This window comes from Sphingobium sp. 22B (assembly GCF_001580035.1).
Taxonomy (GTDB): Bacteria; Pseudomonadota; Alphaproteobacteria; order Sphingomonadales; family Sphingomonadaceae; genus Sphingobium; species Sphingobium fuliginis.
In genome coordinates this window covers 1-13,251 of record NZ_LTAB01000005.1, presented here as the reverse complement: position 1 = coordinate 13,251, position 13,251 = coordinate 1, and the positions used below count along the sequence as shown (strand labels likewise).

Below are 13,251 nucleotides of genomic sequence, written 5' to 3'. Positions count from 1 at the left end.
AGGCGCTTGGCATGAGCCGCCTGATAGTCATTTCGAACCGGGTCAGCCGCCCGACCAAGAACGGCAACCAGGGCGGCCTGGCCGTCGCGCTTTCCCAGGCGCTGCGCGAAAGCCGCGGCATCTGGGTCGGCTGGTCCGGCGAGATCACGGAGAATTTCACCGGGCAGATCGGCTTTTCGGAGGATGAAGGGGTCAAGACCGCGACCATCGACCTGGAGGAGCAGGATGTCGACGAATATTATAATGGCTATGCCAACAAGACCCTCTGGCCGCTGTTCCACTTCCGGATAGACCTGGCCGAATATGCGCGCGATTTCGAAGGCGGGTATAACCGCGTCAACCAACGCTTCGCGGACACGACCAGCCCGCTGATCGAACCGGAAGACATCATCTGGGTCCAGGATTACCACATGATCCCGCTCGGCCGGATGCTGCGCGACCGGGGCCATGACAATCGCATGGGCTTCTTCCTGCACATCCCATGGCCGCCGACCCGGCTGCTTGTGTCGCTGCCCCACCACAGCAAGCTGGTGCAGGCGCTTTTCGCCTATGATGTCGTGGGGTTCCATACCGAGGAATGGCTGGAATCCTTCCGCCATTATGTCGAACGCGAAATGGGCGGTTCGGTGGACGGCGATTTCGTGACGCTGGGCAAGCGGACGATTCAGGCGATCGCCTGCCCCATCGGCATCAACGCACAGGAATATGCCAGCGCCGCCGTCAGCGATGCGGCCAAGGACATGTATGAAAAGGTCCGCCGGTCGCTGCAGGATCGCGCGATGATCGTGGGCGTCGACCGTCTGGACTATAGCAAGGGACTGGAGGAACGGTTCAACGGCTACGCCCGCTTCCTGAAGGATCATAGCGAACAGCATCGCAACGTCGTCCTGACGCAGATCGCCCCGCCTTCCCGCGGCGAGGTGGAGAGCTATCAGCAGATCCGCGCAACCCTGGATGCGCTCGCCGGCCGCATCAACGGGGAATATAGCGATGTGGACTGGACCCCCATCCGCTACGTCAATCAGGGCTATCCGCGCGACAAGCTGGCCGGCATCTACCGCGCGGCGAAGATCGGACTCGTCACGCCGCTGCGCGACGGCATGAACCTGGTCGCCAAGGAATATGTCGCCGCGCAGAATCCGGACGATCCCGGCGTCCTCATCCTGTCGCGCTTCGCCGGCGCCGCCCAGCAGCTCAAGGACGCGCTGCTGATCAATCCCTATAGTCCGGAGGAGATGTCCGACGCCATCACCCGCGCGCTCTCCATGCCGCTGGACGAGCGCAAGCGGCGATGGCGCGCCATGATGGACAGTGTCGAAAAGCAGGACATAAGCTGGTGGCGGCAGCGCTTCACGGAGCGGCTGATGGCGGTCCAACGCAATGGCGAGGTGAAACAGGAGGCGCAACCGGCTTAACTTTCCCGCCAGCGCCGCTACAGTCGGGCCGATGGATGATGAGGATGAAGCGGGCGGTGCCCTGGCCGCCATTCGCGCCAGATCGGGCGTCATATTGGGCGTGGTCGGCCTTCTGGCCTGGCTGGCGCTGATCTGGTTCATGTTCGGCGACGTGCTGTAGCGGGCTCCCTCGCCGGAACTCGCCCATTTGCACCCCCGCCCCTTTTGGTCTAAGGGCCAGCCCAAGCAGCCCCGGCACCCGCTGATCCTTCCCGATTCGCGTTTGCCGGGGCACATTCTTTATTGGGAAGACAGGAACCGCATATGGCCCGTCGCCGCCAGATCTACGAAGGCAAGGCAAAGATCCTTTATGAAGGCCCCGAGCCGGGTACGATCATCCAATATTTCAAGGATGACGCGACCGCCTTCAACGCCCAGAAGAAGGGCACGATTTCGGGCAAGGGCGTGCTCAACAACCGGATTTCCGAGCATATCTTCACCCTGCTCGGCCAGATCGGCGTTCCTACCCACTTCATCCGCCGCCTCAACATGCGCGAACAACTCGTCCGTCAGGTGGAAATCGTGCCGATCGAGGTGGTCGTGCGCAACGTCGCCGCAGGTTCGCTCAGCAAGAAGCTGGGGATCGAGGAGGGAACGCAGCTTCCCCGCACGCTCATCGAATATTGCTACAAGGACGACGCGCTGGGCGACCCGCTGGTGTCCGAAGAGCATATCGCCTGCTTCGGATGGGCCAGCCAGGACGAAATGCACGACATTGCCGACATGGCGATCCGCATCAACGACTTCATGTGCGGCCTGTTCGCGGGCATCGGCATTCGCCTGATCGACTTCAAGCTGGAATTCGGTCGCCTGTGGGACGGCGACTATAGCCGCATCATCCTTGCGGACGAGATCAGCCCCGACGGTTGCCGCCTCTGGGACATGGCGACCGGCGAGAAGCTGGACAAGGACCGTTTCCGCCGCGATCTGGGCGGCGAAGTCGAGGCCTATCAGGAAGTCGCCCGGCGCCTGGGCCTGATGCCGGAGGGCGTGGATACAACCGTCCTCGACCTCGACACCCATCGCAAGAAGCGCGGCAAGGACTGATGGGAATCCGGACGCGCGGCTCAGGCGAGCAGCGCGTCCGTCATCAGCTTGATCCCCAGCAACACCATCAGCACATAGATCAGCGTGTAGAAGCGGGCGGGATCGAAGCGCCGCACCAACGCCACGCCGGCCATGGTCGACACGACGGCAAGCGGGATCAGCATCGCCGTCGCCAGCAGGTTCGCCCTGGTGAACTGCCCCAGGGCGGCATAGGCCGGCACCTTCATCCAGTTCGTCACCGCAAAGGCGATCGCGGTCGTCCCCACCAGAACGTCGCGCGACAGGCGCTTGGGCAAAACCCACATCTGGAAGGGCGGCGCCCCGGCATGCGCGATCTGGCTGGTGAAGCCGCTCGCCACGCCGAGCAGCACGCCCACCCATGAGGGCGAGGTCGACGGCAACACGATCGCGCCGCCCCGCTCGATCCAGAGCCGATGCAGGCCGAACAATGTCGAAATCAGGCCCAGCACGCCCATCACCGCGATTTCGGACACGCGGGCGGCGAAGAAATAGCCCAGCCCTACGCCGGCCGCCATGCCGGGCAACATGACCTTAAGGACATGCCGGTCCCAGCTATGCCGGAACGACCAGACGCCGACCACATCCTGCAGGATCAGAATGGGCAGCATGATCGCCGCTCCCCGCACGGGATCGACGCCCAGGGCGAGGATCGGCATGGCCAGCGCGCCAACCCCGGCAAATCCGCCCTTGGCAAGGCCCGACAGGATCACCGCGCTTATGGCGCAGGCATAATAGAGATAATCCGGATTCATGGCGCTCCGCCTAAAGCAAGGCGGCCCGTTGGGGGAGCATCTTTTTTGCGGCGTTTGGCGCCTGCGCGTCAACTATGCGCGCGATAGCCGATCAGGACGCCGAAGGTGAAGGTCGCCAGAAGCGCCAGCTGAACCCGGCCATGGGGATCGTCATAGCCCATGACCTGCTGACCGAAGGCGAAAAGCCCCACGAACATCGCCAAAGCAAGACCGGCCATGCGAAAATCCTTCCCTCTGCGGGATGGATAACGCCATGGCCGCTAACAAAAGCATAATGCCTTGCTTGCCGGGCGCTCCGGGACTAGAGGGCTGGACGATTCAAACGATCGCCAGCCCTCCGGTTTTCACGGCTTGCGCATTCTGCAGGCAGAATGCCCTGGGGGTGCGCGAAAGCCTGTTTTACGGAGTTCCACACTCATGAAAGCCCGCATCTTCGTCACCCTCAAGGGCGGTGTCCTCGACCCGCAGGGCAAGGCGATCCATCACGCGCTGGAAGGCCTTGGCTTCGGCGGCGTCAATGATGTGCGCGCGGGCAAGCTGATCGAACTGGACCTGGCCGACGGCACCAGCGACGAGGACATCGACGCCATGTGCCGCAAGCTGCTGGCGAACACGGTGATCGAAAACTACCGCATCGAAAAGGCCTGAGCCATGAAGAGCGCCGTCATCGTCTTTCCCGGCAGCAATTGCGACCGCGACCTCGCCGTGGCGTTCGAGACGGCGACCGGGACAAGGCCTGCCATGATCTGGCACCGCGACACGGAACTGCCCGACGATCTCGACCTGATCGGCGTGCCGGGCGGCTTTTCCTATGGCGACTATCTGCGTTCCGGCGCGATGGCGGCCCGTTCGCCGGTGATGCAGGCAGTGGCGAAGGCGGCGGATCGCGGGGCCTATGTGCTGGGCATCTGCAACGGTTTCCAGGTGCTGACGGAGAGCGGCCTGTTGCCCGGTGCGCTGCTGCGCAATGCGGGCGGGCATTTCGTCTGCCGCGACGTGGTGCTGACGGTCGAGAATGCGCAGAGCGCCTTCACCAGCCGCTATGAGGCTGGCGAGGCGATCAGCTTTCCGGTGGCGCATCATGACGGCAATTATTTTGCCGATGCGCAAACGCTGGACCGGCTGGAAGGCGAAGGCCGCGTGGCGCTGCGCTATGCGGAGAGCGTCAACGGATCGGCGCGGAACATCGCGGCTATCCTGAACGAGGCCGGCAATGTGCTGGGCATGATGCCGCACCCGGAGCGGGTGATAGAGCCGGCCCATGGTGCGACCGATGGCCGACGGCTGTTCGAAGGACTGGTGGAAGGGCTGCTTGCCCGGGCCTGAAGCCAAGGGATATGGCCCGGCTTGCTGAACCGACTTTCGGCATGCAATTGCGCCGTTGTCAGCCAGAGCGTTCAATCCATGAACAGCTTTGTGCCGTAACACTCCACGCGCCGCCATTGCATAGCGGGCTAAGCAAATCTTCGCCGAAGTCGCGCCGCGCTACTTGGCTCACCCGCCGCGATGATAGTCATATTCGAAGGCGCGGCCTTCCTGCTTGGTGAGGATCGCGCCAATGATCGCGCCCCCCGCCCGGCGCAAGCGATCGACGGCGACGCGCAGGCCGCCATGATGATTGCGGCCCCATTCTACCACCAGCAACGTCACCTGCGCCTTGCTCGCCAGCAGGCAGGCATCCGACAGGCCGAGAATGGGCGGCGCATCGATCAGCACCGTGTCATAGCGTTCCCGAACGGTCGCCAGCAGGGAATCCATGGCGGGCGTGACCAGCAATTCCGCCGGATTGGGCGGGATCGCCCCGCAGGGCAGCAAAGCCACGCCCGGTACGCCGCTATCCACGATGACGTCGTCCATCCTGGCCTGGCCAGTCATCAACTCGCTGATCCCACGAGCGGGCGATATGCCGAACAGGCTGTGCTGCTTGGGCCGCCGCATATCGGCGTCGATCACCAGCACCCGCTTGTCGAGTTTTGCCAGCGCCCTGGCCAGGGCATGGAGGGTGGAGGACTTCCCCTCCCCTTCCTGCGCGCTGGTGACGAGTATGGAACGCGGCAGACCGGCCGCAGAACCCAGAAGCAGCGAAGAAGCCATCGGCGCGAAAATCTCCGCCCCCGGCTTCTCCCCCGCCGGAACCGCGCCGAGCAGCGGCAGGTTCACCCGCTCCACAAGCGTGTCGGCGGAGGTCACGGCGTCGTCGAAGATATGCCGCCCCGCCACCGCCATCAGCCCGAGGATCAACCCACCCAGCGAAGCGAACAGCATGGTGACGCCGATATTGGGGGAAGAAGGCCGCGAAGGGACCGCCGCCCGGTCCAGCGGCTGGATGCGGCCTGCCTGGAAGCCTGCCTGCGATGCCATGTCGCGATAACGCTGGAGCAGGCTGTCGTGCAGCAGGCGATAGGTGTCGACCTGCCGCTCCAATATGCTCATCTGCACGCCGCGCCCGCGTTCGGCCCGGGCCTGCCGCTCGACCTTGGCGATTTCGGACTGGATCTGCTTCTCGCCATGCACGGCGACATCGAACTGTTCCTTGAGCGAGGCGCGGATCGTGTTGGCCATGCCCTCCGCCTGATCGTCCAGCGCGGCCAGCCGGGCGCGGGCCTCACGCATTTCGGGGTGGGCATCCTTGCGGAACTGGCGTTCCTGCACGACCTGCGCCCGCGCCTGCGCCCTTTCCGTCATGATCTGCTGCATCGCGCCGTTGTTCAGCACTTCCGGCAGCGTCTCTACACTCGACATGCGGGCGCTTTCCCAGCGCTTCTGCGCGGCGATGCGGTCGGCGGTCGCCTGCGCACGGAAGGCGTTGAGTTGCGCCAGCCGTGTCGCGATCGTGACCTCGGGAGACGGATCGCCGTCATCCTCCTTCGATCCGGCCTCCTTCGATCCGGCCTCCCTCGATCCGGGCAGCGCCATAGCGCCCGCATTGGCGGCATAGACCGCCAGGTCGCGCTCCGCCCGTTCCAGATCCTTCCGCGCTCCGTCCAGTTCGCCGAGCAGGAATCGCCGCGCCTGAACACCGGATTCGAAGCCTCGCTTCAGATCGGCGCGGATCAGGCTGTCGGCATAGCTGTTGGCGACGCGCGCCGACAGCACCGGATCGGCGCTGGTGAAGCTGATGCGGATGACCCGCGACTTGCCGGGCAGTTCGACATGCAGATTATCGCGCAGCAGGCCTACAACGGTCTCGGTCTCGACCTGCCGCTGGCTGAGCGCGCCCGTCCCCTGCTCCGGCCGGCGCACGTTCATGCCGTCGAAGAAGGTGCGGCTGCCGATCAAGGCCAGTTCGCGGGCCACATCTTCCGCCAGGGCGCGGCTGCGCAGCACTTCCAGTTCGGTCTGCATCAACGCTTCATTGTCGGACGGCGTCGCCTGTCGCTGCGCAGCGGCCGCCCCAGCGGCGCCGGCGGGGACATCCTCCACCTCGACGGAGGCGGTGGCGCGATAATCGGGCGTCGACAGCAGGATGAAGACCACGCCTGCCAGCACGCAAAGCGCCATGGTGACGAACAGGATGATGCGATGCCGCCGCACCGCCGTCCACGCCCCGCTCGCCGCCGCGGCGAAGCGCGCTGCACGTCCCTCCATGGAAGTGGACGCGCCGCTATCGTCGATCAGCAGACCTGGCCGCGCCATCAGAGTCCTCCATCCAGCACGACGAATCCGGCGCCGACCGCAGGCAGCGCCAGCAGCGTTCCGCCCAATATCGCCTTGGCGCGCGAGAGGCCGACGATGATGGTGTCGCCCGGCAGGATTTCAGGATCGGGCGCCTCGCCCCTGCGGATCGCCCCCAGGTCGAACATCGCCGCCTTGCGCTCGCCGTCCGATTGCCGGACCACGACGATCTGGCCCAGGCTGGCAAGGCGCGTCGGCCCCTTGGCCATCGCGACCGCCTGCAACAGCCCCAGTCGGCCGTCCACCGGGAAAAGGCCCGGTTCGCGAACCTCCCCATCCACGGTGATGCGGCGACCCACCGCCTTCTTGACGAATACCGTCACTTGCGGGGAAACCAGATAGCGCTCGCCCAGCCGCCCGGCGATGACGTCCGATGCTTCGCTGGCGGACAGGCCGGCGACGGAAACATCGCCCACCAGCGGCATGCGAACCATGCCCGCAGCCGTCACCTGCGCGTCCTCCAGCGAAAGGCCCGGTTCATGATAGACCTGGATGCGCAAGACATCGTCGGGGGATATGCGATAGTCCATCCCCACAGCAGGAGCCGCCGGAATGGCGGCATAAGCGGCTTCCCCCTTCGGCGCGTCCTCCACGGTCGAGCAGGCACCGAGCCAGATGCAGGCCATGATCATGACCAGCGCTTGGCTCCTGCTGTCGGTCGGCCGCTTCATGCCGCTTAAATCCCCCGCAATTCAGTGGGCACGCACAAGGCCTGCCATTGCGGGCGGGGTTAACGGCGCGACGGGAACATGGCAACCATCGGCTGGACGAAGGAGGGCGCGGAGCGCCCGATCAGATGGCGATCCGGGCCTGATCCGGGACAACCTGACCCGCGGTCGGCCGCCGTGGCTGATCCGGCCAGACGCCGCGCGTGTCGTAAACCGCCTTGTCGGCGCGTTCGTCCACCGGAACCGATTTGAACATGTCATGATCGACAAGAATGACGAAAACGCCGCATTGTTCCAGAGCCGTATCGAGATCGATAAGTTCAGCGCCCGTTCCGGCGAACTCCATCGGCAGATCATGGGCATAGGGTTCGACCAGCTTGATGCGGCGGCCATAGCGTTTTGCGAGACGCGCCGCGACCTTCACGGCCGGGCTTTCGCGGAAATCGTCGATATTGGGTTTGAAGGCGAGGCCAAGGCAGGCGATGTCCTCGCCGGGAAACTCGTCGATCAGGTCGGAGGCCTTCGCGACCACATGGTCGGTCTTGCCGTCATTGACTTCGCGGGCCGTGCGGATGAGGCGGCTGTTTTCCGGGTCGCCATGGACGATGAACCAGGGGTCGACCGCGATGCAGTGGCCGCCGACGCCGGGGCCGGGCTGGAGGATGTTGACACGGGGATGACGGTTGGCGAGGCGGATGACTTCCCACACGTCTATGTCCATGCGTTCCGCGATGACGGACAATTCATTGGCGAAGGCGATGTTGACGTCGCGGAAGCTGTTTTCGACCAGCTTCACCATTTCGGCGGCGCGGGCGCTGGTGGTGATGCAGGCCCCGCGCACGAACTGGCGGTAGAAGCCCAGCGCCTTGCGGGCGCAGCGGGGCGTGATGCCGCCGATGCAGCGGTCATTGTCGATCAGTTCGACGAGGATGCGGCCAGGCAGGACGCGTTCGGGGCAATAGGCGATGGCGATGTCGCCCGCCACGCCAGGTTCGGGCATCTTCAGGTCGGGGCGGATCTGGGCGAAAAGATCGCGCATGGCTTCGGTGGTGCCGACCGGCGAGGTGGATTCTAGAATGACGGTATCGCCGGCCTTCAGAACCTCAGCGACAGTGCGGGCGGCCTTGAGGACGTGGCTGATGTCCGGCGCGCGGTCTTCGGCCACGGGAGTCGGCACCGCGATGATGAAGACATCGCTCGGCTCGACTTCCAGACTGGCGCGGAGATTGCCGCGAGAGACCACGCCCTGGACGAGGCCGTCGAGATCGACTTCCTCGATATGCACGCGACCGGAGTTGACCGTCTCCACGACATGGGCGCTGACGTCCACGCCGACGACCTGCGCGCCGCCGCGCGCGATCAGGGCGGCGGTCGGCAGGCCGATATAGCCGAGGCCGATGACGGATACCTTCTGCTGGAGCTTGTCGAGGGGCATGGGGGTCCTGTGGAAGCTTTTGAATTCCATCCGTTTGTGGCGGGAAATGCTGAAGATTTCGGTAACGGACCGTCAGTTCCCAATCGAGTTTAGGCCGCCTCTTCCATATTCTCAGCCTGCGCGCTCGCGGCTATGATGTCTGCGATGCGCTCCGACGCGTGACCGTCTCCGAAGGGGTTGTGGGCGCGGGACATGGCGGCGTAGGCGGCTTCGTCATCCAGCAGGGCAAAGACCGAGCGGACGATCTTTATTCGATCGGTGCCGACCAGTTTCGCGGTGCCCGCCGTCACCCCTTCGGGGCGCTCCGTGGTCTCGCGCATCACCAGCACGGGCTTGCCGAGCGAAGGCGCCTCCTCCTGCACGCCGCCGCTGTCGGTCAGGACGAGATGGCACAGGTCCAGCAGGCGAACGAAATGGGGATAATCCAGCGGCTCGATCATCGCGACATTGGGAAGGCTCCCCAGCACGGTATCCATGACAGGGCGCACATGGGGATTGGGGTGGACGGGGAAGATCACGGCCACATCGGGACGCGCGGCGATTTCGGCGATCGATCGGGCAATCGCCTCCATCCCGCCGCCGAAATTCTCACGCCGGTGGCTGGTGACGGCGACGATCCGCTTTCCGGCGAAGCGCTGGGCCAGGCTGTCGAGTCCCGACGCGAGATGGGGTTCGGCCAGCACGCGCTTGCGGGTGGCCAGCAGCGCGTCGATCACCGTGTTGCCGGTTACATATATGGTCGCAGCATCGCGATTTTCCGCCAGCAGCGCGTCGGCGGCTGCCTGGGTCGGCGCGAAATTCATGTCCGCGATGCAGGCGACGACGCGGCGGTTCACCTCCTCCGGCCAAGGGTGGTGGATGTCGCCGCTGCGCAGGCCCGCCTCGACATGGGCGACGGGAATCTTGCGGTAATAGGCGGCAAGGCTGGCGACCATGGTGGTAAGGGTATCGCCATGCACGACCACGCGATCGGGCTTCTCTTCGTCGAAGGCCTTGCCCAGTTCCACGATCAACTTCGCCGTCAGGCCGTCCAGCGTCTGGTTCGGCACCATCACATCCAGATCGATGTCCGGGGCGATCCCGGCGATCTCCAGCACCTGGTCCAGCAGGCCGCGATGCTGCGCGGTCACGATCACGCGGGTTTCGACATCCTCCCGCCCCCGCAGCGCGTGGATCACTGGAAACAGCTTGATCGCCTCGGGGCGCGTCCCGAACACCAGCGCAACCTTCATTTGCCGTCCTTTGCCATTTTCCCGCCTTTGCAAGCCGTCTTTCGGGTAAGTGTCTGGCAGAAAATGGTAACCATCCCCTGAACATGGGTAATCCCGACGCCCGCTTTCGCACGGGAGAGAAGCTGTGCTAGAGGCCAGCCAGACCACTTCCCAATCGAGGGCTCAGTTATTTTATGAAGATCACGATGATCGGCACGGGCTATGTCGGGCTGGTGTCAGGCGCCTGCTTTGCCGATTTCGGCCATGACGTGGTGTGCGTGGACAAGGATGCGGGCAAGATCGCCGCAATCGAATCCGGACGCATGCCAATTTTCGAGCCGGGTCTGGACCATCTGGTAGGCAGCAATGCAGCGGCCGGAAGGCTGAGCTTCACCACCGATCTGGCGAAGGGGGTGAAGGGCGCGGACGCGATCTTCATCGCCGTGGGCACGCCCTCGCGGCGCGGCGACGGGCATGCGGACCTGAGCTATGTCTATGCGGCGGCCAAGGAAATCGCGGAGTCGCTGGATGGGCCGACCGTTATCGTCACCAAGTCCACCGTCCCGGTCGGTACCGGCGACGAGGTCGAGCGGATCGTCCGGGAAGCGCGCCCCGATCTGGACATCCAGGTCGTATCCAATCCCGAATTCCTGCGCGAAGGCGCGGCCATCGGGGATTTCAAGCGGCCGGACCGGGTCGTGGTCGGCACCACCGGCAGCCAGCGGGCCATCGATGTGATGGCGCAGGTCTATCGGCCGCTGAACCTCAACCAGGCGCCGGTGATGTTCACCGGGCGGCGGACGGCCGAGTTGATCAAATATGCAGCCAACGCCTTCCTGGCGACCAAGATCACCTTCATCAACGAGATGGCGGACCTGTGCGAAGCGGTCGGCGCGGAGGTGCAGGACGTGTCGCGGGGGATCGGCCTGGATAACCGGATCGGGTCGAAATTCCTGCATGCTGGCCCAGGCTATGGCGGCTCCTGCTTCCCCAAGGATACGCTGGCGCTGGTGAAGACGGGGCAGGATTACGACACGCCGATCCGTATCGTCGAGACCGTCGTGCAGGTGAACGACCTGCGCAAGCGGGCCATGGGGCGCAAGATCGTGAAGGCGCTGGGCGGCGAGGCGCGGGGCAAAACCGTGGCGCTGCTGGGCCTGACCTTCAAGCCCAATACCGACGACATGCGCGATGCGCCAAGCCTGGCCATCGTGCAGGCGCTGGAGGATGCGGGGGCGAAGATCGTCGCCTATGATCCCGAGGGCATGGAGGTCGCCGCGCCACTAATGCCCAGCGTGACCATGGCGAAGGATGCCTATGAGGCGGCGACCGGGGCGGACGCGCTGGTATTGGTGACGGAGTGGGATGCGTTTCGGGCGCTGGACCTCAAGCGGCTGGCGGCTTCGATGAACGGACCGGTGCTGGTCGACCTGCGCAACATCTACCCGCGCCGGGAAGCCGAGGCGGCTGGCTTTGCGCTGACTCGGGTCGGAGGCAAGGGCGTTTCTGCCTGATGCTGCTGAAGCCAGAGCGAAGGCGCGATGAACGCGGCCTTCCCCGGCTGCATCATTGGGTGGTGGCGGTTCTTGCCTTGCTTGTCCTGACGCTGGTGGTGCCGGTGATAGCCGGGTTGATGTGATAGAATATGCGCTCCTGCCTGCGCAGGAGCACGTGCCGCTATTTTCAGGCCTTCAGTTTCCACCCGCGCTTGAGCAGCGCGTAGCACAGCATTCCAAGCGCGATATTCAGCCCCAGCAGCACCAGGCTGCCCACCACGACATCGCCGTCCGCCGCCGCGACGAAGCCGTAACGGAAGCCTGAAATGGCGTAGAAGAAGGGGTTGGCGTGGCTGATCGCGCGGAAGACGGGCGCGAGGCGGTCGATGGAATAGAAGGTCCCCGACAGCAGCGTCATCGGCCCGATCACGAAATTGGTGATGGCGGCGGCATGGTCGAACTTTTCCGCCCAGATGGAGGTCAGCACGCCGATGAAGGCGGTCAACCCCGCGCCCATCAGCCCGAACCAGAGGATCGCCCAGGGATGCGCCGGGGTCACATGCACCCCCGGCCACAGCGCCATAGCTCCCCATAGCGCCAGGCCGACGCAGAAGGCGCGCGTCACCGCCGCGCCCACCAGCGCCAGCAGCAATTCGCTGACCGACAGCGGCGGCATCAGATAATCGATCAGCGTCCCCTGCATCTTGCCCGCCAGCAGGGAGAAGCTGCTGTTCGCGAACGCATTGTTCATCATGCCCATGATCATCAGGCCCGGCGCGATGAAGTCCGCGAAGGGCACGCCCAGCACCTGGCGGTTGGCTCCGCCCAGCGCCAGGGTGAAGATGACCAGGAACATCAGCGTCGTAACGGCGGGTGCCCAGATCGTCTGGAGCTGCACCTTCATGAAGCGTCGCACTTCCTTGCGGTACAGCGCGCGGGCTCCGGCCCAGTTGACGTTGCGGATAACCAACTCGCCCGGCTCATGGAAAGGCGGCTGATGCGACAGGGAAGCAGCAATTTTGGACTGGTCGTTCATGGTCGGATCGACTATCGGCTGAGGGGTTGTGCCGCAAGGGCGTTGTGCACGGGAAATTGAACCCGGGCCGGCGCGCCCCATATAGGGCGCGAATTTGAAATTTTGAGGAGTCATTCATTGTCCTGGACCGACGAGCGTATCGACCAGCTCAAGGCAATGTGGGAACGGGGCCTGACCGCCAGCCAGATCGCGGACGAACTGGGCGGGGTCAGCCGTAATGCCGTGATCGGCAAGGCGCACCGCCTGGGCCTGCAATCGCGCCCATCCCCGGTGAAAGCCAACGAAGTGCCGAAAAAGGCCGCCCCGCCGCTGCGCAAGTCCGCAACGGAGGCCGAAGCGCCAAAGCCGGCCGCGCCGGCGCAGCATGCCGCGCCACCGCCCGCCCGCCCTGCGGCGCCGGCGCGGCCGGCTTTGGCGCTTCGGCCTCCGTTGCGGACTTGCGCAGCGGCGGGGCGG

At 64.8% G+C, this 13,251-nt stretch carries 15 protein-coding genes; 8 read left to right on the top strand and 7 right to left on the bottom strand.

Features of this window, described 5'->3' with window-relative positions:
- Window positions 1-11: 11 nt before the first annotated feature.
- The 3 genes from otsA (at window position 12) to purC (ending at window position 2,501) form a co-directional block, all read left to right on the top strand.
- Window positions 12-1,415: an alpha,alpha-trehalose-phosphate synthase (UDP-forming) gene (otsA, locus tag A0J57_RS06520; RefSeq protein WP_082166324.1), complete on the top strand. Its 1,404-nt coding sequence runs from the start codon at window positions 12-14 to the stop codon at window positions 1,413-1,415.
- A 31-nt stretch (window positions 1,416-1,446) separates the two neighbouring features.
- A complete protein-coding gene (locus A0J57_RS27145) occupies window positions 1,447-1,575 on the top strand; it encodes a hypothetical protein (protein WP_268873878.1) in 129 nt (42 codons plus the stop codon).
- 143 nt (window positions 1,576-1,718) lie between these two features.
- Window positions 1,719-2,501 carry a phosphoribosylaminoimidazolesuccinocarboxamide synthase gene (gene purC / locus A0J57_RS06515; RefSeq protein WP_025551063.1) on the top strand — a complete coding sequence of 261 codons (783 nt, stop codon included), beginning with the start codon at window positions 1,719-1,721 and terminating at the stop codon, window positions 2,499-2,501.
- 20 nt (window positions 2,502-2,521) lie between these two features.
- Here purC and A0J57_RS06510 read toward each other — a convergent pair whose 3' ends face one another.
- On the bottom strand, window positions 2,522-3,274 hold the full coding sequence (locus A0J57_RS06510; protein ID WP_061940579.1) for a sulfite exporter TauE/SafE family protein: 753 nt from the start codon (window positions 3,272-3,274) through the stop codon (window positions 2,522-2,524).
- 68 nt (window positions 3,275-3,342) lie between these two features.
- On the bottom strand, window positions 3,343-3,492 hold the full coding sequence (locus A0J57_RS26545; RefSeq protein WP_165363364.1) for a hypothetical protein: 150 nt from the start codon (window positions 3,490-3,492) through the stop codon (window positions 3,343-3,345).
- 199 nt (window positions 3,493-3,691) lie between these two features.
- Here A0J57_RS26545 and purS point away from each other — a divergent pair, with 199 nt between their 5' ends.
- Together purS and purQ are read left to right on the top strand one after the other, a co-directional pair.
- Window positions 3,692-3,922 carry a phosphoribosylformylglycinamidine synthase subunit PurS gene (gene purS / locus A0J57_RS06505; protein ID WP_007682101.1) on the top strand — a complete coding sequence of 77 codons (231 nt, stop codon included), beginning with the start codon at window positions 3,692-3,694 and terminating at the stop codon, window positions 3,920-3,922.
- Between the two features lie 3 nt (window positions 3,923-3,925).
- Window positions 3,926-4,600 carry a phosphoribosylformylglycinamidine synthase subunit PurQ gene (gene purQ, locus A0J57_RS06500; RefSeq protein ID WP_061940581.1) on the top strand — a complete coding sequence of 225 codons (675 nt, stop codon included), beginning with the start codon at window positions 3,926-3,928 and terminating at the stop codon, window positions 4,598-4,600.
- A gap of 168 nt (window positions 4,601-4,768) precedes the next feature.
- Here the strand turns inward: purQ and A0J57_RS06495 are convergent, their stop codons facing one another.
- The 4 genes from A0J57_RS06495 to wecB form a co-directional block, all read right to left on the bottom strand.
- On the bottom strand, window positions 4,769-6,910 hold the full coding sequence (locus A0J57_RS06495) for a polysaccharide biosynthesis tyrosine autokinase (RefSeq protein WP_061940583.1): 2,142 nt from the start codon (window positions 6,908-6,910) through the stop codon (window positions 4,769-4,771).
- A complete protein-coding gene (locus A0J57_RS06490) occupies window positions 6,910-7,620 on the bottom strand; it encodes a polysaccharide biosynthesis/export family protein (protein WP_061940593.1) in 711 nt (236 codons plus the stop codon). The genes A0J57_RS06495 and A0J57_RS06490 overlap by 1 nt, the downstream gene beginning before the upstream one ends.
- Window positions 7,621-7,741: 121 nt before the next feature.
- Complete coding sequence (gene wecC, locus A0J57_RS06485) at window positions 7,742-9,052, bottom strand: UDP-N-acetyl-D-mannosamine dehydrogenase (RefSeq protein ID WP_061940598.1); 1,311 nt, start codon at window positions 9,050-9,052, stop codon at window positions 7,742-7,744.
- 89 nt (window positions 9,053-9,141) lie between these two features.
- Complete coding sequence (wecB, locus tag A0J57_RS06480) at window positions 9,142-10,284, bottom strand: non-hydrolyzing UDP-N-acetylglucosamine 2-epimerase (RefSeq protein ID WP_061940600.1); 1,143 nt, start codon at window positions 10,282-10,284, stop codon at window positions 9,142-9,144.
- A 173-nt stretch (window positions 10,285-10,457) separates the two neighbouring features.
- Here wecB and A0J57_RS06475 point away from each other — a divergent pair, with 173 nt between their 5' ends.
- The gene (locus tag A0J57_RS06475; RefSeq protein WP_061940602.1) at window positions 10,458-11,777 is read left to right on the top strand and encodes a UDP-glucose/GDP-mannose dehydrogenase family protein; all 1,320 of its coding nucleotides are present in this window, start codon (window positions 10,458-10,460) and stop codon (window positions 11,775-11,777) included.
- Window positions 11,777-11,902: a hypothetical protein gene (locus A0J57_RS27140; protein WP_268873877.1), complete on the top strand. Its 126-nt coding sequence runs from the start codon at window positions 11,777-11,779 to the stop codon at window positions 11,900-11,902. Before A0J57_RS06475 ends, A0J57_RS27140 begins: the two co-directional genes overlap by 1 nt.
- A gap of 44 nt (window positions 11,903-11,946) precedes the next feature.
- Here A0J57_RS27140 and A0J57_RS06470 read toward each other — a convergent pair whose 3' ends face one another.
- A complete protein-coding gene (locus A0J57_RS06470; protein ID WP_061940604.1) occupies window positions 11,947-12,795 on the bottom strand; it encodes an ABC transporter permease in 849 nt (282 codons plus the stop codon).
- A gap of 117 nt (window positions 12,796-12,912) precedes the next feature.
- Here A0J57_RS06470 and A0J57_RS06465 point away from each other — a divergent pair.
- Window positions 12,913-13,251 (top strand): GcrA family cell cycle regulator (locus A0J57_RS06465; RefSeq protein ID WP_328587033.1); only part of this gene is annotated, 339 nt, incomplete at its 3' end.